The organism is Roseomonas sp. CECT 9278, assembly GCF_918698155.1.
In the GTDB taxonomy this organism is placed as follows: domain Bacteria; phylum Pseudomonadota; class Alphaproteobacteria; order Acetobacterales; family Acetobacteraceae; genus Neoroseomonas.
The window spans coordinates 22,014-40,903 of record NZ_CAKKLX010000028.1; the positions used below are offsets into that span (position 1 = coordinate 22,014).

General features: G+C 70.9%; 15 protein-coding genes. 7 read left to right on the plus strand and 8 right to left on the minus strand.

What is annotated here, in order from left to right; translation table 11 throughout:
• Positions 1-63: 63 nt before the first annotated feature.
• On the minus strand, positions 64-627 hold the full coding sequence (locus LQ222_RS17355; RefSeq protein ID WP_230168097.1) for a LemA family protein: 564 nt from the start codon (positions 625-627) through the stop codon (positions 64-66).
• A gap of 227 nt (positions 628-854) precedes the next feature.
• On the opposite strand from LQ222_RS17355, the gene LQ222_RS17360 reads away from it, so the two are divergent.
• From LQ222_RS17360 to LQ222_RS17370, 3 genes are read left to right on the plus strand one after another with little or no spacing between them, the layout of a single operon-like run.
• Positions 855-1,454: a TadE family protein gene (locus tag LQ222_RS17360; protein WP_230168098.1), complete on the plus strand. Its 600-nt coding sequence runs from the start codon at positions 855-857 to the stop codon at positions 1,452-1,454.
• Complete coding sequence (locus LQ222_RS17365) at positions 1,426-2,082, plus strand: TadE/TadG family type IV pilus assembly protein (protein WP_230168099.1); 657 nt, start codon at positions 1,426-1,428, stop codon at positions 2,080-2,082. The genes LQ222_RS17360 and LQ222_RS17365 overlap by 29 nt, the downstream gene beginning before the upstream one ends.
• Complete coding sequence (locus tag LQ222_RS17370; protein ID WP_230168100.1) at positions 2,079-4,028, plus strand: Tad domain-containing protein; 1,950 nt, start codon at positions 2,079-2,081, stop codon at positions 4,026-4,028. Before LQ222_RS17365 ends, LQ222_RS17370 begins: the two co-directional genes overlap by 4 nt.
• Positions 4,029-4,126: 98 nt before the next feature.
• On the opposite strand, the gene LQ222_RS17375 is transcribed toward LQ222_RS17370, so the two are convergent.
• Together LQ222_RS17375 and LQ222_RS17380 are read right to left on the minus strand one after the other, a co-directional pair.
• Positions 4,127-5,473, minus strand: coding sequence for an ATP-binding protein (locus LQ222_RS17375; RefSeq protein ID WP_230168101.1), 1,347 nt, complete (start codon positions 5,471-5,473; stop codon positions 4,127-4,129).
• Positions 5,466-6,182: a response regulator gene (locus LQ222_RS17380; RefSeq protein ID WP_230168102.1), complete on the minus strand. Its 717-nt coding sequence runs from the start codon at positions 6,180-6,182 to the stop codon at positions 5,466-5,468. Before LQ222_RS17380 ends, LQ222_RS17375 begins: the two co-directional genes overlap by 8 nt.
• A 240-nt stretch (positions 6,183-6,422) precedes the next feature.
• On the opposite strand from LQ222_RS17380, the gene LQ222_RS17385 reads away from it, so the two are divergent.
• The 4 genes from LQ222_RS17385 (at position 6,423) to LQ222_RS17400 (ending at position 13,418) form a co-directional block, all read left to right on the plus strand.
• Positions 6,423-7,052, plus strand: a complete 630-nt coding sequence (locus LQ222_RS17385; RefSeq protein WP_230168103.1) for a DNA-3-methyladenine glycosylase — start codon at positions 6,423-6,425, stop codon at positions 7,050-7,052.
• Positions 7,053-7,117: 65 nt separating this feature from the next.
• Complete coding sequence (locus LQ222_RS17390) at positions 7,118-8,272, plus strand: aminotransferase (RefSeq protein WP_230168104.1); 1,155 nt, start codon at positions 7,118-7,120, stop codon at positions 8,270-8,272.
• A 100-nt stretch (positions 8,273-8,372) separates the two neighbouring features.
• Positions 8,373-12,632: a Hint domain-containing protein gene (locus tag LQ222_RS17395; RefSeq protein ID WP_230168105.1), complete on the plus strand. Its 4,260-nt coding sequence runs from the start codon at positions 8,373-8,375 to the stop codon at positions 12,630-12,632.
• Between the two features lie 69 nt (positions 12,633-12,701).
• Entirely contained in the window at positions 12,702-13,418 is a 717-nt protein-coding gene (locus tag LQ222_RS17400) for a hypothetical protein (RefSeq protein WP_230168106.1), read from the plus strand.
• Here LQ222_RS17400 and hydA read toward each other — a convergent pair.
• From hydA to LQ222_RS17425, 5 genes are all read right to left on the minus strand, one after another.
• Complete coding sequence (gene hydA / locus LQ222_RS17405) at positions 13,411-14,892, minus strand: dihydropyrimidinase (protein ID WP_230168107.1); 1,482 nt, start codon at positions 14,890-14,892, stop codon at positions 13,411-13,413. The two genes, LQ222_RS17400 and hydA, sit on opposite strands and share 8 nt — an antisense overlap.
• 59 nt (positions 14,893-14,951) lie before the next feature.
• Positions 14,952-16,271, minus strand: coding sequence for a cytochrome P450 (locus LQ222_RS17410; RefSeq protein ID WP_230168108.1), 1,320 nt, complete (start codon positions 16,269-16,271; stop codon positions 14,952-14,954).
• A gap of 37 nt (positions 16,272-16,308) precedes the next feature.
• Positions 16,309-16,998 (minus strand): amino acid ABC transporter permease, encoded by a 690-nt coding sequence (locus LQ222_RS17415; protein ID WP_230168109.1) that lies wholly within the window; start codon positions 16,996-16,998, stop codon positions 16,309-16,311.
• 80 nt (positions 16,999-17,078) lie between these two features.
• The gene (locus LQ222_RS17420; protein ID WP_230168110.1) at positions 17,079-17,903 is read right to left on the minus strand and encodes an ABC transporter substrate-binding protein; all 825 of its coding nucleotides are present in this window, start codon (positions 17,901-17,903) and stop codon (positions 17,079-17,081) included.
• A 16-nt stretch (positions 17,904-17,919) separates the two neighbouring features.
• Positions 17,920-18,831, minus strand: a complete 912-nt coding sequence (locus tag LQ222_RS17425) for a dihydrodipicolinate synthase family protein (protein ID WP_230168111.1) — start codon at positions 18,829-18,831, stop codon at positions 17,920-17,922.
• Between the last annotated feature and the right edge of the window lie 59 nt (positions 18,832-18,890).

The following is an 18,890-nucleotide window of genomic DNA, read 5'->3' on the forward strand; positions in this document are numbered from 1 at the left end:
ACGGCACCGTCCGGGCGGGCAGGGATGCGCGCGGGATGGACGAAGCGGACCGCATGGCGCGCTTCAGAATTTCACCTGGGGGCTGGCCTGCACGGCGGCGCGCTCGGCCTCGGGCAGTTCGAAGAAGCCGCGCTGCTGGAAGCCCATCGACTTCGCGAAGAACACGGCCGGCACGCTCTCCGTCATGGCGTTGTATTCGGCGACCGACGAATTGTAGAAGCGGCGGGCGGCGGCGATCTTGTTCTCGATATCCGACAATTCGCCCTGCAGGGACAGGAAGTTCTGGTTGGCCTTGAGGTCGGGGTAGGCTTCGGACAGCGCGAAGAGGCGGCCCAGCGCGGCACCCAGCTGGCCTTCCGCCGGCCCCGCCGCCGCCGGGCCCTGCGCCTGCGCGCTGACCGCGGCATTGCGCGCCTGGATCACGGCATCGAGCGTGGATTTTTCGTGCGCGGCATAGCCCTTCACGGTCTCGACCAGGTTGGGGATCAGGTCGTGGCGCTGCTTGAGCTGCACATCCACGTCGGACCAGGACTGGCCGGTGACCTGCCGCAGCGTGACAAGGCGATTGTAGACCATCACCAGCCACGCGATCAGCACCACGACGATGCCGAGCAGAACCCATTCCATGGCGCTGTGCCCTTTCGATGTTCGGTGCCGGCGCGATGGCCCCGGCATCGGCGAGTCGTTGCTGCCGGGAGCAGAGCCTAGCGGCCGGGGGCCGCGGCGTCAGCCCTGGCCCGTGAAGGAGCTTGCCCTGAAGTCACGCGCTTGTGTATAGTCGCAGCGCCTCAATTGTTGGATTTTGCCGGTTCGTTAACGCTATTTTTTTGTAACCTGCTCCGGATTTTTGGACAATGACCGATCAAGGCCCGCGGGTTCCCCCGCCGCGCGCGACGCGGCCGCAAAGGTCGGACGGCCGGATCGGGCCGCTGGCCCTCATTCGGCGCGTGCTGGGCCAGCGCCGTGGCGCCTCGGCATCGGAATTCGCCATCATCGCCGGGCCGTTCTTCATCATGATCCTGGGCACCTGCGAAGCCGCCTGGCAGTTGGCGACCGGCGCGGCGCTCGACCATGCCGCGCTGAAGGCCAGCCGCTTCGGGGGCACCGGGTCGAACGCCATCCCGGCCTGGCAGCGCGGCAATACGCCGGCGGCGGACATGCCGGGCTGCCGCAGCGCCGGCATCACCTGGATGGTCTCGGCCGCGACCAACCGGCTGATCCGCGAGGGCCAGAACCTGACCGTGACGACCGCGACCTGGGGCAATCTTGGCACCATGGCGGGTGCCGGCACCGCCACCGCGGGCGCGGGCAGCCAGATCACGTCCTACACGATCCGCTACATGCAGCCCTTCATCACGGGTCCGCTCGCGGCGTCCATCTGGGGCGGGCCGGGGTTCACCCACCAGACAACGATCGTGGTCAAGAATGAGCCGTTCGACAACCTGCCCTGCTGAGCGCCGCGCGCGCCCATCGCGCCTGGGCCGGCGCGGTGTCGCCGCGTCGGAATTCGCGCTGGTGGCGCCGCTGTTCGTGCTGGTGCTGCTGGCGGCGGCGGATGTGGTGCGGGTGTTCCGCGCGCAGATCCGCATGGAAATGATCGCGGTGCAGCTTGGCCAGATCATCTCCCAGTGCAGCCGCATCACCACGCCTGGCGACACCAATGAATTCTGGGCGCATGCGGCGCGGATCGGCGGCGGCCTGGTCGATGTCAATTCCGCCAGCGGCGGCGCCATGCGCATCAGCGCGGTCAGCCGCAACACCGCCACCAACCAGAACCGGCTCGACTGGACCGTGCGCACCGGCAATGCCTCGGCGGGCAGCGTGCTGGGCAATGTGGCGGTCGGCGGGGCGCCGACCCTGACCGGCCGCAATGCCGCGCCCTTCGTGCTGCCGACCGGCGAGACGCTGATGGTCTTCGAGGCGACCGCCATCGTGGTGCCGTGGCGGCTCAGCATCGGGCTGATCGGCACCGCGCTGCCGCGCAGCATCAACAGCATGACCATGTTCGTCACGCGCGTGGCCGACGCCGCCAGGCTGCGCACGCCGCCGACCAATTCCAACGCGAGGGACTGCACCGCATGAAGCCCCTGAGCGATCGCCGCGGCGCCGTCGCGGCCATGAGCGCCGTCGTGATGATCGGCGTGATCGGCTTTGCCGGGCTGGCGATCGACCTCACGCGGATCTGGATGGTGAATGCGCGGCTCAAGACCGCGATCGACGCCGCCAGCCTGCTGGCGGCGCGCCAGATCGGGACCGATGCGGCCACCCGCGACGCGCTGGTCGAGAACATCTACTGGGCGAACTACAACCAGAACGGGCGCTGGGCCAGCAACTACATGCTGGCGACGCCCGGCCGGCCGACCATCACGCCGCTCGATGACGAGCGCATCCAGGTGAGCGGCTTCGCGACGGTGCCGACCACGCTGTTCAGCATCATCGACCGGCGCAACACGACCGTGTCCGATGCCGCGGTGGCGCGGCGCGAGGGCACCGGGCTCGAGGTCGCGATCGTGCTGGACCAGACATCGTCGATGCGGCAATCGGCGCCGGGCTTCGCGTCGAAGCTGGTGGCGGCGCAGGAGGCGGTTCGCACCATGCTGGGCCGCCTGTATGGGCCCAACGACGACACCCGGCGCAACCTGTGGTTCTCGGTGGTGCCCTTCGCGCGCACGGTGAACATCGGCACCGGCAATGCGGCGTTCCTCGACACCACCAACATGCCGATCGGCTGGCGCCAGGCCAACTGGAGCGGCTGCGTCGAGGCCCGTTCGAACGGCAATGACGACATCGCCGACCTCGGCCCCGCCGATGCCGGCGGGCGCCTGACGCCCTATTACTACCAGAGCACCTACCGCCGTGTCGGCTGGGTGCTGCGGGACACGCTGGACAACCAGGACGTCACCAACAGCACGACCGCGAATGGCATCGTCACGCTCCAGCGCAACATCGACGACCCGGCCGTGGCGAACCCGCTCAACTGGACGACGGCGACCCGCGTGCCTTCCACCGGGCTCGGGACCTACCCGGGCTATGACGTGCCGCATTATGCGGGCGCGAACGCCTGCACGAACGCGAACGCCTATGCCGCGATCCCGGTGCGGCTGTTCCGCAACAACACCGATGGGACAAGGCGCGACTACACCGTCCGGTTCTGCCGTGGCGACAACGACTTCACCAACCCGAACGGGCTGGTCTCGACACCCACCAACGACGCGCTTCGCTACAACGCCGAATACGCCACGCTGATCAACGCCGGCATGACCGGCATCGGCAATCTGCCCACCTCGTCGGCCGGCCCGAACCGGCTGTGCGCGCTCAGCCCTATTCTGCCGCTGACCGCCAGCCGCGCCGCGGTGCAGGCGGCGGTGGACGCCATCACCGCGCCGGTGCGCAGCGGCGGCACCACCATCGTCACCGGCATGCAGGGCGCGTGGTACACGCTCAGCCCGCGCTGGCAGAACCAGTGGCCCAACATCGCGAACAACAGCACCATCGGCACCCTGCCGCTGCCCTACAACACCCGCAACATGACCAAGGCCGTGGTCATCCTGACCGATGGCGACAACAACTGGCAAGCGCTCTATGCCAGCGGCAACGTGCGCGCCTCGCCGACCGCGGGCGTGACGGAGCTGCTCTACAATGCCTACGGGCGCGTCGGGCCGAATCCGGTCTGGCCGATCCAGAACGTCTGGCCGGAAGCGACCTGGAACGGCACCTTCCCCGGCAACCAGATCCCGCTGCCGCCGTCGCAGACCAACGCCGATGCGCGCCTCGATGGCCGCTTCGCCGCCATCTGCGCGGCGATGAAGGGCCCCGATCCGAACAACCCGCGCATGACGATCTATGTGATCGGCTTCGAGATCGGCAATCCGTCATCGGGCAATGCGACGGCCGTGCGCAACATGCTGCAAACCTGCGCGACCCGCCCGGAGGCGCCCTTCTACCTGGAAGCGCCATCCGCGGCGGCGCTGGAAGGCGCCTTCACCCAGGTCGCCAATTCGCTGGCCAGCCTGCGGCTGCTCGAATAGCAGCGGCCGGCCGCCCGGCCTGAGGCGCCGTGGCGCCTCGATACCCGTGGCGTCACGTTCAACCCCGATCGTGCAGGACCATCCGGTCGGGATATGCCCTATGCTGGCAGGCTGGCCACCGCCCGCAAGCCGCCTTCGCGACGATTGGCCAGCACCACGTCCCCGCCATGCGCGCGCAGGATATTGCGCGCGATGGTCAGGCCCAGGCCGGTCCCGCCGGTCTCGCGGTTGCGGCTGGCCTCAAGCCGCTTGAACGGCGCAAACACGCCTTCCAGCTCGGCCTCGGGAATGCCCGGGCCGTCATCCTCGACCGCCAGGCGCACCATCCCGCCCTCGCGCGCGGACAGCGTGAGGCGCGCGGCACCGCCATAGGCCAGCGCATTGCTCACCAGGTTCGCGATGGCGCGTTTCAGGGCGATGGGGCGCGCGCGCAGGGTCAGGCGCTCCGGGCCATCGAAGGCGATCGCCTCGGCCAGTTCGGGGCGCGCATCCGCGGCTTCGTCCGCGACCGTGCGGCACAGCGCGGCCAGATCGATCGGCGATGCCGGTTCCGCCGCCGCGTCGTCGCGCGCGAAGGCGAGCGTCGCCGCGATCATCTGCTCCATCTCGTCGAGGTCGCTCAGCATCTTCCGCCGCTGCTCGTCGTCATCCATGAATTCGGCGCGCAGGCGCAGGCGCGTGATCGGGGTGCGAAGGTCATGCCCGATCGCCGCCAGCATCTGCGTGCGGTCCGCCACGAAGCGACGGATGCGCCCGGCCATGACGTTGAAGGCGCGCGCCGCGGTGGCGACCTCGGACGGCCCCTTCTCGGGCAGCGGCGGCGCATTGACGTCGCGGCCCAGCCGGTCGGCGGCCTCGGCCAGCAGCTTCACCGGGCGCATCAGCCGCGCCACCGCCCACAGGATCAGCAGCACGGCGGCCACCGTCATCACCACGAAGGCGGCGAGGAAGGTCGCCGAATGCCAGGGCCGCGGCGGTGGCATCTCGACGCGCAGGTTGAGCCATTCGCCATCGGGCAGGCGCAGCGCCGCCACGAAGCCGCCGGGCGACAGCGCGCCGATCCGCACCTCGCGCGGGCGCAGCCGCGGCGGGCCGGAATTCAGCAGGTCGAGCCGGAACAGCCGCGCCACATGCGGCGGCGGCGGCGGTGCCCCGGCCCGCACCGATGGGTGGTGCGCGATCTCGGCGCTCAGCCCCTCGGGCAGGTCCAGGTCGGCCAGCAATTGTTCGCGCCGGTCCGCCGGCGCCAGCATCGAGGTCCGCCAGGCGCTGAAGGCGCGCCCGGCGATCTCGCGCGCCTGGATGAAGCGCTGCAGGTCCACGCGGTCGAGCGCGTGGATGGTCAGCCCCGCCGCCTGCACCAGCATCAAGGCGACGATCAGCCAGAAGGCGGTGCGGCCGCCCAGGCTGGCCGGCAGGCGGAAGCGGCGGCGGGGTTCAGCCACGCTCGACCGTCGCCGCCAAGACATAGCCGCCGCCGCGCACGGTCTTGATCAGCGTCGGGTTGCGCCCGTCATCCTCCAGCTTGCGGCGCAGGCGCGATACCGCGACATCGATCGCGCGGTCGAACGGGCCGGCCTGGCGGCCGCGCAGCAGGTCCATCAGCATGTCGCGCGTCAGCACGCGGTTGGGCCGTTCGACCAGCACCAGCAGCAATTCGTATTCGCCGCCGGTCAGCGGCACCTCCGCGCCCTCGGGGTTGAGCAGGCGGCGCAGGACGGGCTCAAGCGTCCAGCCGGCGAAGCGGATGGTCTTGGCCGGCGGCTCCTTGGCCGGGCCCTCGCCATTCGCGCGGCGCAGCACGGCGCGGATGCGCGCCAGCAATTCGCGCGGGTTGAACGGCTTCGCCACGTAGTCGTCCGCGCCCAGTTCCAAACCCACGATGCGGTCGGTCTCCTCCCCCATGGCGGTCAGGATCACGATCGGCACGTCCGATTGCGTGCGCAGCCAGCGCGCGAAATCGAGCCCCGGTTCGCCCGGCATCATCAGGTCGAGCACGACCAGGTGGTAGCGCCCGAGCGGCCAGGCGCGGCGCGCATCCCGCGCATCCCGCGCGGCGGTCACGCGCATGCCCTGCTTCTCGAGGAAGCGGGACAGCAGGTCCCGGATCTCGCGGTCGTCATCGACCACGAGGATATGCGGTGCGGACTCCATGCCTGTTACAATAGTCCTCGACGGGGAAGGTTGCAGCGTCGGGCCGTGTTTCGTCTTGTTGCAGGGGGCCGCAGCGTTGCCCGGCGTTGCATTCGCAGCCCCGGCAGGGCTTCGTGCCGGGCCATGGCCACCCCACCTCCCCCCCCACGGAGCCTCGCCCGCCGCATCCCCCGCGGGCGGTCCTCCCCCGAGGCGGCGGGGGTTCCCTCCCCATCCCCCACCCCCGCCGCCTCCCCTCCCGTGCCCGATTGGGCGCGGGCGGGCATCGTGGCGCTGGGGCGCCTCGATCCCGATTTCGCCGGCATCGAGGACCGCGCCGGGCCGCTGGCCTGGCGGCAGCGCGACCCGGGCTTTCCCGGGCTGCTGCGCACCATCTGCGGGCAGATGATCAGCAACCAGGCCGCCGCGGCGATCTGGGGGCGGCTGTCGGCGCTGCCGGGCGTGCTCGACCCCGCCGGGTTGCTGGCACTGGAGGATGACGCGCTGCGTGGCGCCGGGCTGTCGCGGCCGAAGATGGCGCATGTGCGGGCGCTGGCGGATGCGGTGCTGGAGGGCCGGCTGGATTTCACCGCGCTGCGTGCGGCGCCGGATGCCGAGGCGGTGGCCATGCTGTCGGCGATCCCCGGCCTCGGCCCGTGGACGGCGCAGGTCCATCTGGTGTTCGGCTTCGAACGGCCGGATGTCTTCCCGACCGGCGACGTGGCGCTGGCCGCCAGCGCCGCGCACCTGAAGTCGCTGCCGGAACGCCCCAAGCCGCGCGCGCTGGTCGAGATGGCGGTGGCGTGGTCGCCCTGGCGTTCGCTGGCGGCGCGGCTGCTGTGGCATCACTGGCGCCACGCGACGGGCCGCCCGGCCGGCGAGGCGCCATAGGGCCGGCAGGCCGGCGAGCCGGGGGGCATGGACGGCCGCCCGCGCGGATGGTTCCTTCGCGCGCCATGACCCTGCCGCTGTCGCCGCGCATCCGCGCCACCCAGACCCCACCGATTCCGGCCGTGCGCGGTTGGGCGGCGCGCTATGACGGCCGCGCCGGGCCGGTGCTGGACCTGACCCAGGCGGTGCCGGGCTATCCGCCGCATCCTGACCTTCTGGCGAAGCTGGCCGAGGCCGCCGGCAGCCGCGCCGCCGCCGGCTACGGCCCGATCGATGGCGACCCGGCGCTGCGCGAGGCGCTGGCCGAGGACATGGCCGGCTTCTACGGCGCGCGCATCAGCGCGGCGGATGTGGCGATCACCTCGGGCGGCAACCTCGCCTTCACCATGGCCATGAGCGTGCTGGCCGGCCAGGGCGAGGCGGTGATGCTGCCCACCCCCTGGTACTTCAACCATCGCATGGCGCTGAGCGCGCTCGGCATTCCCTGCGTGCCGCTGGACTGCCGGGCGGAGGACGGCTTCATCCCCGACCCCGACCGCGCCGCCGCGCTGATGGCGGGCGTGCGCGCCATCGTGCTGGTCACGCCGAACAATCCCACGGGGGCGGTCTATCCGCCCGCGGTGATCGCGCGCTTTGCCGAACTGGCGCGCGCGCACGGCGCCTGGCTGGTGCTGGACGAGACCTATCGCGATTTCCTCAGCCCCGCGCAGTCGCCACCCCATGCGCTGTTCGCCAACCCCGCCTGGGACGATGGCTTCGTGCACCTGTATTCGTTTTCCAAGGCGTATTGCGTGCCGGGGCACCGCGTCGGCGCCATCGTGTGCGGGCCGGGCTTCCGCGCGGAATTGATGAAGGCGCTGGACACCATGCAGATCAACGCGCCCAAGGCCGCGCAGGCGGCGCTGGCCTGGGGCGTGGAGGCGTTGCGCGACTGGCGCGGCGCCAACCGCGACCTGATGGCCGGGCGCGCCGGGGCGTTCCGCCGTGCGGTGGCGCAACTGCCGGGCTGGCGGCTGGACAGCCTCGGCGCCTATTTCGCCTATCTGCGCCTGCCGGCGGATGCGCCGGACGCGGTGGCGCTGGCCGAGCACCTCGCGGTGGAACGCGGGCTGCTCGGCCTGCCGGGGCCGTTCTTCGGGCCGGGGCAGGAGCGCCACCTGCGCCTCGCCTTCGCCAATGCCGAGGAGAGCGTGATCGCGCAGGTTCCCGCGCGACTGTAGGACAGCCCGCACAACCGTTGCGCGAACGTATTTTCCGCCTTGCCGCAGGCGGTTGCCTCCCCGACACTTTCGCCAGTTCGGTGATCGGAAGGGGTTCGGCATGTCGGGTTGGTTTCCGGGCCCAGGCGCCACGACCGGCAGTGACAGCTTCACCGGCACCGCCGGCGACGACGCGGCGGATGGGCTCGGCGGCGACGACACGCTGCGCGGGGCGCTCGGTGCGGATTCGCTCAGCGGCGGCGACGACAACGACCTTCTCATCGCCTTCGACACGGTGCTCGGTGGCGGCGCGGCACCCGCGGCGGCGGCCGATACGCTCGATGGCGGCAGCGGCAATGATTCGCTGTTCAGCACCGACCAGGTGTTCGGCGCCATCACCGGCGATACGCTGATCGGCGGCGCGGGCATCGACACCGCCTTCATCTCGATCGCGGCGAGTGGCGCCAGCGCAGACTTCGTGCCGGATGCCGCGGGCGACTGGGCCAATGCCGGCTTCCTGGTGACCGGGGTCGAGCAGCTGCACTTCACCGCCACCGGCGCCGCCAACCGCATCGAGGGGCGGGTCGATGGCGGCGGGGATACGCTGGTCGGCCTGGAGGGCGACGACACGCTGCGCGGCTTCGCCGGCGCCGACAGCCTGCTGGGCGGGGCGGACCGCGACCTGCTGGAAGGCGGGGCGGACCGCGACACGCTCGCTGGCGACGCCAGCGACGACACGCTGGTGGGCGAGGCCGGCAACGACGTGCTGCGCGGTGGTTCCGGCACCGACAGCCTGGCGGGCGGCGCCGACAACGACCTGCTGGTGGACCTGACGGGCAACGACGCGCTCGATGGCGGGGACGGCAATGACAGCATCCTGGGTGGCGCGGACAACGACACGCTGCTGGGCGGGGCCGGCAATGACAGCCTGAACGGCGAGGCCGGCACCGATTCGATCCTGGCCGGCGAGGGCAACGACACCGCGCTGGGCGGAGATGCCGCCGACACCATCCTGGGCGAGGACGGCGCGGATTCGATCCTCGGCGGCGCGGGCAATGACAGCATCGAGGGCGGTGCGGGCAACGATACGATCTTCGATGGCGACAACACGCTCTCGGGCGCGGACACGCTGATCGGCGGCGAGGGCGACGACTCGATCCTGAGCCGCGCGGGCGGCGATTCGATCGACGGCGGCGAGGGCCAGGACACGCTGGTCTTCCGCCATACCCAGCAATTCTTCGGCGACCCGCCGACCGACCCGCCGCTCGATTTCCGTCCGGTGGACAGCGCCACGCCGACCAGCCTGGGCGAAGGCAGCACCGTGGTCGGCGTCGAGGTCTTCGTGATCCGCGGATCGCTCCGCAGCGACACGATCCAGGGCCTGGGCGGCAATGACAACTTCGTCGGCAATGGCGGGGGAGACAGCCTGTGGGGCGGCGATGGGAACGACACGCTGGCCGGTGCCGGCGCGATCGCCACCCCGGATACGCTGATGGCAGGCGCCGGCAACGACAGCATCAGCGCCACCGGCGGGGCGGACAGCATCGATGGCGGCATAGGCCAGGACACGCTGTCGGCGGATGCCCGGAGCGGCGAGACCTGGGATTTCCGACCGGTCGACAGCGCGACCGCCGCCTCGCTGGGTGCGGGCGGCGGCTCGGTGGTCGGCATCGAGGTCTTCCGATTCAGCGGCAGCGACGGCAACGACACCTTTTTCGGCCTGGACGGCAATGACAGCCTGGACGGCAGCACCGGCGCCGACCTGATCGGCGGCGGCGACGGCAACGACACGCTGGAGGGCGGCAACGACTCCCCGGGCGGCGCGGCGGACACGATGCTGGGCGGCAAGGGCGACGACCGGCTGATCTCCGGGTCTGGCTTTCGGAACCTTGACGCTGTCTACGTCGACGGCGGCGAGGGTTTCGACACGCTCGTCCTGAGCGGCGCAGGGACGCTGTCCAACGCGCCGATCAACTTCACCCCGGTCAGCAGCACCATCGAGGCCTCGACCGGCATCGGCGGCACGGTGATCAACGTCGAGCGCTTCGACATCTCCGGCAGCGAAGTGGCCGACACGATCGGTGGGCTCGACGCTGATGATTCGCTCCTTGGCGGGCGGGGCAGCGACCTCCTGCGCGGCGAGGGCGGCAACGACACCCTGCGCGACCAGGGGTTGAATCCCGGCAGCGTGGCAAGCAACGACACGCTGGAGGGCGGTGCCGGCGACGACGTGCTGGAGAGTACGGACTTCCGGATCTCCGGAACCGGGACCGCGGAGCCCGGGTCGGATCGGATCGATGGCGGCGAGGGCGACGACCTCGCGATCATCGGGCGCTTCCAGATCACAGAACCCGGCAAGGCGCTGAACTTCACGCCCGAGGACACGCTGGAGACGGCGCTGGGCGATGGCGGCGTGGTGCTCGGAGTCGAGCGCTTCAACATCCGCGGCACGCAGGTGGGCGACACCATCGCGGGCCTGGCCGAAGGCGACTACGACGACACGCTGCGGGGCGAAGGTGGGGCCGATTCGCTTCTCGGCTTCGGTGGCGACGACAGCATCCGCGACGGCGACCTCTCCAGCAACACCGACGCCGACACGATCTTTGGCGGGCTCGGCAGCGACACGGTGGTGAGCGGCGGCGGGGTCGACCTGCTGGTCGGCGGCGACAGCATCCCGCCCGCCCCGCCCGAAGGCGAGGATACGCCCGCGCCGGACGGCGACGACGGCATCGACCTGGCCGTCATCTCCCGCTTCAACCTGGCGACGTCGTTCAGCTTCCTGCCGACCGACCCGCTGGCTGCCGAGACCATCAGCGACGGCACCACCGTGTTCGGCTTCGAGTATTTCAACATCAATGGCGGGTCGGGCGACGACACGATCGGCGGGCTCGGGCTGAACGACACGCTGCTGGGCGGTGGCGGCAACGACAGCCTGCTCGGGCGCGATGGCGACGACCTGCTGCGGGACGTGAATGGCGGCCTCGACACACTGCAGGGCGAGGGGGGCAACGACACGCTGGAGGGCAACACCGGTGCCGACAGCCTGGTCGGTGGCGAAGGCCAGGATTTTGCCGACTACAATACCTCGGCCGCCGGCGTGACGGTCTCCCTCGCACCCGGCGTGGTGGGGTCCGGCGGCGACGCCGCGGGCGATACGCTGGTCGATATCGAGGCATTGAACGGCAGCGACCACAACGACGTGCTGTCGGGCCTGGCTGGCGCGTCCGACACGCTGCAGGGCGGCGGCGGGGATGACACCATCCTCGCGACCGGCGGCGGCGACGTGCTGGATGGCGGCACGCGCACGCTGTTCGGGATCGGCGTGGTGATCGGCACGGTACCCGGCCACGACATGCTCGATGCCGGGGCCGATACCGCGGGCGTGGTGATCGACCTTGCGGCGCAGACCGTGGCGGGCGGGCTGCTGGAAGGCAGCACGATCAGCCGCTTCGAGGATGCGGCGGGCGGGTCGGGCGATGATTCGCTGACCGGCGATGGCGGCGCCAATACGCTGCTCGGCCGCGACGGCACCGACACCATCACCGGCGGCGCAGGCGACGACAGCATCGATGCCGGCGGCGATGGCGACCTGGCCTATTGGCGCGCGGGCGATGGCAACGACACCATCCAGTTCGGCGCGGGCGATGACACGCTCTACCTCACGGGCTGGACCGGCGACGACACCGACGACTGGACCGAGACGACCGAGGCCGACGGCGCGCGGCTATTCGTGCTCGGCACGGGCGGGTCGGTGCGCGCCTATGGGCTCGAGGACGTCACCTGCTTCCTGGCCGGCACGATGATCGCGACACCGACCGGCGAGGTGCCGGTGGAAAGCCTGCGCGCCGGCGACATGGTGCTGACGGGATCGCGCGGCGAGGTGCCGCAGGGCGTGATCTGGATGGGCCGCACGCGCGTGGCCGTGGCCGGGCGCGCCGACCCGACCGGCGTGGCCCCCGTGCTGATCCGCGCGGGTGCGCTCGGCGATGGCCTGCCGCGGCGCGACCTGCGTGTTTCCCCCGAGCACGGCATGCTGCTGGACGGCCACCTGGTGCCCGCGGTGCTTCTCGTGAACGGCACCAGCATCGTCCAGGAATGCTGGCGGGCGGAGGCGCAATACTGGCACGTCGAACTGCCCGCGCATGGCCTGGTGCTGGCGGAGGGCGCGCCCAGCGAAACCTACTACGACGACGGCAACCGCGGCCTGTTCGACAACCACGTGGTCACGACGCTGTTCAAGGATTTTGCGCCGTTCGCGCCGCGCCCGCGCTACGAGGCCGCAGCCTGCCGCCCGGTGCTGCGCGGCGGGCCGGCGCTGGCCGCGCTGCGCGCGCGGCTGGCGGAGCGCGCGGCGATGCTGCGTGCGCGCGTGGCCGGCTGAAGCGGTTCCTTGGCGCGCGGCGTGGTCCGCGGCAGGATCGGCGCAGCCACCGATGCGCCGAGATACGCCATGACCAGCCGCCGTTCGTTATTCCTTGCCGCGGCGGGGCTGGCCGGCGCGCCCGCGGCGCAGGCCGCCGCGACCACGATCGCGCTGCGCACTGGCCAGCCCCACAGCACCATCGTGGCACGCACGATCCGCGGCGCGGCGGGCGAGGCCTTCGCCATCGCCTTCACCGGCGCGGGCGCGCCGCAGGGCGAAATCCGCCTGCCCACCTGGTACGGCGATGGGCGCATCCTGCGCAGCCTGCCGATCGCGGGGCGGGAGGTGCTGCTGGCCTCCTTCCAGGGCAATCGCGGCACGGGCGTGGCGCAGAAGCTGGCCGCGGTGATCGGCGTGGATGACGCCGGGGCGCTGCGAATCCTCGGTATCGAGACGCTGTCCTTCCACGACGCGCAGGTCAGCACCGCGTCGCGCCGGCTGGAAGGCGTGATCGAACCGCGGCCGGAGCGCGACGCGCTGTTGCTGCGCATGTCCACCACCGGTCGCATTCGCCCGCGGCCCGAGACGACGGAGCGCTGGACCACGCGCCTGTCCTGGGCCGGCGCGGGCGTGCTGAACGCGGAACCGACGCCGCGCGACGCCGGCGAGATCCGCCACCGCGTCGATGCCGCGCGCGCGAAACTCGCCGCCATCCTGGCCGCCGCGCCGATCACCGACGCGACGCGCATCGACTACGACGAGACCGGCATCTGGGCGGTCGGCTACGCCCAGGCCGTCACCTGAAGGGCGCGGGGTCGAAGCCGTCCGGCGTGATGCCGCGCGGGCGGATGAAGTCGTAGGGGCCGCGCGGCAGGAAGCGGCCGGTGCCGGGTTCGGCCTGCACCTTGCCGTCGCGCATCACGACATCGCCGCGGCGGATGGTGGCGACGGGCCAGCCGGTGACCTCCATGCCTTCATAGGGCGTGTAGTCGATCGCGTGCTGCATCAGCGCGTTGGTGAGCGTGACCTTCTTGCGCGGATCCCACAGCGCCAGGTCGGCATCGGCGCCGACCGCGATCATGCCCTTGCGCGGGGCGAGGCCCATCAGCCGCGCGGGGTTCGTGCTGGTCAGGCGCACGAAGTCATCCAGGCTGATGCGGCCCTTCGAGACACCCTCGCTGAAGATGATGGGAAGGCGCGCGGCGAAGCCGGGAATGCCGTTGGGGATGTCGCGGAACACCGCATCGGCGCCATTGGACCGCTTGCCCTTGTCGCCTTCATACGAGAACGCGCAATGGTCCGACGAGATGACGTCGAGCGTGCCGCGGCGGATCATCTCCCAGATGCGCGCGTGTTCGTCCTTCGTGCGGGGCGCGGGGCTGCACATGAATTTCGCCCCCTCGAAGCCGGGGCGGTCCATGTCGGCGGCGGTGAGCGCGACGTATTGCGGGCAGGTCTCGCCCCAGACTTTCACGCCGCGGGCCTGGGCGCGGGCGATCTCCTCCGCGGCCTCGGCGCAGCTCACGTGGAAGACCTGGATCGGCTGGTCGACCAGCTCGGCCAACGCGATGGCGCGGTGGGTGGCTTCGCGTTCCACCACCGGCGGTCGTGCCCAGGCGTGGTATTTCGGCGCCGTCATGCCGTGCCTGAGCAGCTCGGCGGTGCGCCAGTTGATCGCCGCGTAGTTCTCGCAATGCACCGTGACCAGGCAGCCCAGCTCGCGCGCCTTGGTCAGCACGCGCAGGTATTGCGCGTCGGCCAGGTGCAGCGGTTCGTAGGTCAGGAAGACCTTCAGGCTGCGCACGCCCTCGGCGACCACGCGCGGCACTTCATCATCCATCACCGCGTCGGTCGGGTCGGAGATGATCTGGTGGAAGGCGTGGTCGAGCATCCCCTTCGCGGCCCGCGCGCGGTAATCCACGTAGCGGTCCCAGACGCCGAAGCCCTTCCATTGCGGGATGAAGCATACGACCGAGGTGGTGCCGCCGGCGAAGGCGGATGCGCTGGCGGTAGCGAAGCTTTCCTCGTTCACCGTGACCGGCGGCTCCGCCACGCCCGTGCTGGCATAGCCGCCGCGCGAGGGTTCCTCGATGTGGCAATGGCTGTCGACGCCGCCGGGGAGAACCAGCAGCCCATCCGCTTCCACCACGCGCGCCGCATCGGTGATGCGGTCGGCGAGTGCCACGATCCGCCCGTCCTTCACGCCGATGTCGCAGCGCGTGGTGCCGAAGCCGGTCGCCACCTGGCCGCCGCGCACCGCGAGGTCGTACTCCGCCATACCCGCTCTCCTGTTCGCCGCGCCGCAACATTGCGGCGCAGCGCCTGGGGCGACAAGCCTCAGCGCGCGCTCACCACCAGCCGCATGCCGCCCTTGGGGCGCAGCGCCAGGCGGCAATTCGGTCGCGGCGTGAAGCCCGGCGCGATGGCGAAGCGGAAGCGGCGGAACAGGATGGCGGCAAAGACTGAGACCTCGGCCATGCCGAAGGCCGCACCCGCGCAGATGCGCGGGCCGATGCCGAAGGGCAGGTACGCGAAGCGCGGCCGCTGGCGCGGCGCATCGCCCAGGAAGCGTTCCGGGCGGAAGGCGTGTGGCGCCTCCCAGAGCTGTTCGTGACGGTGCAACAGCCAGGGCACGGCCAGCACGATGTCACCCTCCCGCACATCCCAGCGGCGGATGCGGTCGGGCTTCAGCGCCTGGCGCGCGAAGACCGCGACGGGCGGATAGAGCCGCATGGATTCCTGGATGACCGCGCGGGTGAAGGTGAAGCCGGCCAGGTCGGCATAGTCCGGCGGCGCGGCGGGCAGTTCATCCGCCATGCGGTCGGCCGTGGCGGGATGCAGCGCGGCCAGCATGGCGGTCCAGGTGAGCGTGATGGCCGCGCCCTCGGCACCCGCCAGCAGGAACATCACGACTTCATCCAGCAGCGCATCACCCGACAGCGCGGCGCGCAGCGCGGCCAGCAGCGGCGTACCTTCGCCGGCGGTCTCCAGCAACCGCGCAACGCGCCCGCGCAGCGCGGCCGCGAGCCGCCCGGCGCGCCGGCGCGTCAGCCAGCCCAGCATGTCCGGCAGCCCCATCAGGCCGAACAGGTCCACCACCTCGGCGGCATCCTGGTAGGCGGTGAAGGTCTCGGCGATGATCGCGGCCTCGTCGCGCGGCACGCCGGGGCCGAAGACCGACAGCAGCAGCACGCGCGTGATGCCGGTGGCGAAGGCGGCGGCGACATCGACCGGGCCCTCGGCGCGGGCGAGGATTTCGGCGGTCTCCTCGGCGGCCTGCACATAGGCCCAGTGGAACTGCGCGATGCCCGACGGATGGATCGGCGGGCTGATCGCCGCGCGCCTGGCCACCCAGTCGTCGCCCCAGGCGATGAAGGACGACCCGCCGATCACCGGCCGCAGCGCGTCCTCGAGGAAGCGGGATTTGCGCTGGTAGGTCGCGTGCTTGGTCACGAACACGTCGCGCACCACTTCCGGCGTATTCGCCACCAGGATCATCCGACCGGGCAGGCGCGTGGTCATCACCTGGCGGCGATAGGCATCGGCTGGGAAGATCGACAGCACGTCGCGCCGCGCGCGCAGCAACCCGCCCAGGGCGGTGGGCGGGCGCCAGGCCGGCGTGGGCATGGGCGGGACGAAGTCGGCGCTGTCGCTCATGGGTCGGGGCCAGCGATAGCGCGCCGGCCCTGCCCTGTCACCGCCGGTCGGCGGAATCCGCCGCGTAGCCGCGGCCGTAGCGGCGTTCCAGCCGGCGCTGCACGATATCCCACAGCGTCGTCATCAGCAGGTAGTACATCGCCGCGACGATGAAGAGCTCCAGCACCAGGAAGCGTTCCTGGATCAGCAGCTGGGTGCGCCGCAGCAGCTCATCCACGCTGATGACCGACGCGATCGACGTGGTCTTGAGCAGCCCGTTCACGCTGTTGCCGAGCGGCGGGATGATGACGCGCATCGCCTGCGGCCAGGTCACCAGGCGGAACACCTGCGCGCGATGCAGGCCGAGCGCGGCCGCTGCCTCCCGCTGGCCCTTCGCCACCGACATGATGCCGGCCCGCACGATCTCGCTGAGATACGCGCCCTCGTTCAGCGAAATGCCGATGAGGGCTGCTTCCCATACATCGAAGCGGATGCCGAGCAGCGGCAGGCCGGTATAGATCAGCAGCAGCTGCACCAGCAGCGGCGTGCCGCGGAAGAACCAGCAATAGAAGGCCGCGAAGCCGGACATCACGCGATTGCCGGACAGGCGCATCAGCGCCAGCCCGATCCCGATGAACAGCCCGAACACCAGCGATCCCGCAGTCAGGCCGACCGAGATGATCGCCCCTTCCAGCAGGTAGGCGTTGAAAAGCGAATCGAAGAAGCCGTCCCAGCGCCAGATCTGCATGGGTCAGCGCGTCCCCATGCGGCTGTCGCGCGCACGGCACGCTGGTCGCCCAGCGCGCTGCCCGGCGCCCAGGGGCGCGATCACGAAGGCCCGACCACCTCGAACGGCCCGCCATAGGCCGCGACGCCGAAGCGATCGAGCAGCGCCTGGAACGACCCATCGGCCTTCATCGCCGTCAGCGCCGTCGCCACCGCCTGCGCCAGCGCGCGCGAGCGGAAGCCGAAATTGATCGGCGTGCCGTACAGCCCGGCGATCGCGCGCGTGAATTCCCCGCGGTCGTCGTATTCCTTTCCCGTGCTGTCGATCGAAATGGCCGCGTCGAGCTGCCCTGCGCGCAGCGCCTGGAAGGATACCGCGAAATTGTCGAAGGCGCGGATGGTCAGCGGCGCCAGGTTGCGCGCGCGCAGGTCGTTCGACATGTCGGTGGTGCGGCGGAATTCGAAGCCGCCCTGCTCCACGCCCACGCGCAGCCCGGCCAGGTCCTCGATGCGGCGGATGTTGCGCGGGTTGCCGCGCGGCACCGACACGCTGATCGCCTGCTGTTCATAGCGCACCAGCCACATCAGGCGCTGGCGTTCCTCGGTGTAGAACATGCCGGTGTTGATCATGTCCCAGCGGCGCGCCGCCAGGCCGGGGATCATGGCGGCGAATTCCACGCGCACATGCTCGACCTGCAGGCACAGGCGCCGCGCGAGCTCCGCGCCCAGTTCCACACGCATGCCGCGCAGCACGCCCTGGCCATCGACGAACTGCATCGGCGGCAGGGTGGGGTTGGTCGACAGCGTCAGCGTGCCGGCCTTGACCAGCTCGGTATTCGGCACGGCCTGGGTGCAGGCGGGGGCCTGCGCGAGTGCTGGCGCGGCAAGCAGCGATCCGCCGGCGGCGAGGAAAAGGCGACGATCCATGGTGTGATGCTCCCTGTTATTCCGCGGCCTGCGCGGCGATGCTCATCAGCCCGATGCCCTGCAAGACCTGCGCCAGCGCCGGCAGGTCGGCCGCCGGCAGCGGCAGGCGCGGCGGGCGCGGCGGGCCCATGTCCATGCCCATCAGCCGGAACGCCGCCTTGGTGCCGCTGACGTAGCGCGGCCCGCCCACCCAGGGCAGCAGCGGCGTCAGGCGCTTGTAGAGCGCGCGGGACTTGTCGCGGTTCACCTCGAAGGCCGCCGCGTCGAACATCTCGCTCGACAGGCGCGGCGCGACATTGCTGCACACAGCGACCCAGCCGATCGCGCCCAGCCAGGCGCTTTCATAGCCGAGCACGCCGGCGAAGACCTCCATGCGGTCGCCGCACAAATCCACGATGTCGCGCACGCGGGTGACTTCCAGCGTGCTTTCCTTGACGTAGCGGCAATTCGGGATGCGGCTGATCTCGGCCAGCATCGCCGGCGTCATGTCCACGTTGGACGTGGCGGGGTTGTTGTAGACCATGATCGGGATGCCGATCGCCTTCGCCACCGTGTCGTAGTGGTGGACCAGTTCAGCCAGCGTCGGCACGGAATAGAAGGGCGGGATGATCATCACGCCGTCCGCGCCCTGCGATTCCGCTTCCTTCGAGATCGCGACAACCTCGCGCGTGTCCTCCGCGCCGGTGCCGACCAACACGGGCACACGCCCGGCCGCGCTGCGCACCACGGTGTCCACGATGGCGGCGCGCTCCTCGCGCGAAACCGACAAAAACTCGCCGGTGGACCCCAGCGGGATCAGCCCGCGCACGCCCTGCGTCACCTGGTACTCCACCAACCGCGCCAGGGCGGCGTGATCGACAGCCGACCCATCGGCGGTGAAGGGCGTGACCAGCACCGTGTAGGTGCCGCGGAAGGGCTCGCGGGACATCGGGAAGTCTCCGGGGATGGACGCGGCCGGGCCGCATGCGATGATCCGAGACTGTTTTC

Excerpts from the sequence above, each read along its gene's own strand:
- LQ222_RS17355 (WP_230168097.1), bottom strand. The coding sequence starts at position 627 with ATGGAATGGGTTCTGCTCGGCATCGTCGTGGTGCTGATCGCGTGGCTG.
- LQ222_RS17360 (WP_230168098.1), top strand. The coding sequence starts at position 855 with ATGACCGATCAAGGCCCGCGGGTTCCCCCGCCGCGCGCGACGCGGCCG.
- LQ222_RS17365 (WP_230168099.1), top strand. The coding sequence starts at position 1,426 with ATGAGCCGTTCGACAACCTGCCCTGCTGAGCGCCGCGCGCGCCCATCG.
- LQ222_RS17370 (WP_230168100.1), top strand. The coding sequence starts at position 2,079 with ATGAAGCCCCTGAGCGATCGCCGCGGCGCCGTCGCGGCCATGAGCGCC.
- LQ222_RS17380 (WP_230168102.1), bottom strand. The coding sequence starts at position 6,182 with ATGGAGTCCGCACCGCATATCCTCGTGGTCGATGACGACCGCGAGATC.
- LQ222_RS17390 (WP_230168104.1), top strand. The coding sequence starts at position 7,118 with ATGACCCTGCCGCTGTCGCCGCGCATCCGCGCCACCCAGACCCCACCG.
- LQ222_RS17395 (WP_230168105.1), top strand. The coding sequence starts at position 8,373 with ATGTCGGGTTGGTTTCCGGGCCCAGGCGCCACGACCGGCAGTGACAGC.
- LQ222_RS17400 (WP_230168106.1), top strand. The coding sequence starts at position 12,702 with ATGACCAGCCGCCGTTCGTTATTCCTTGCCGCGGCGGGGCTGGCCGGC.
- hydA (WP_230168107.1), bottom strand. The coding sequence starts at position 14,892 with ATGGCGGAGTACGACCTCGCGGTGCGCGGCGGCCAGGTGGCGACCGGC.
- LQ222_RS17410 (WP_230168108.1), bottom strand. The coding sequence starts at position 16,271 with ATGAGCGACAGCGCCGACTTCGTCCCGCCCATGCCCACGCCGGCCTGG.
- LQ222_RS17415 (WP_230168109.1), bottom strand. The coding sequence starts at position 16,998 with ATGCAGATCTGGCGCTGGGACGGCTTCTTCGATTCGCTTTTCAACGCC.
- LQ222_RS17420 (WP_230168110.1), bottom strand. The coding sequence starts at position 17,903 with ATGGATCGTCGCCTTTTCCTCGCCGCCGGCGGATCGCTGCTTGCCGCG.
- LQ222_RS17425 (WP_230168111.1), bottom strand. The coding sequence starts at position 18,831 with ATGTCCCGCGAGCCCTTCCGCGGCACCTACACGGTGCTGGTCACGCCC.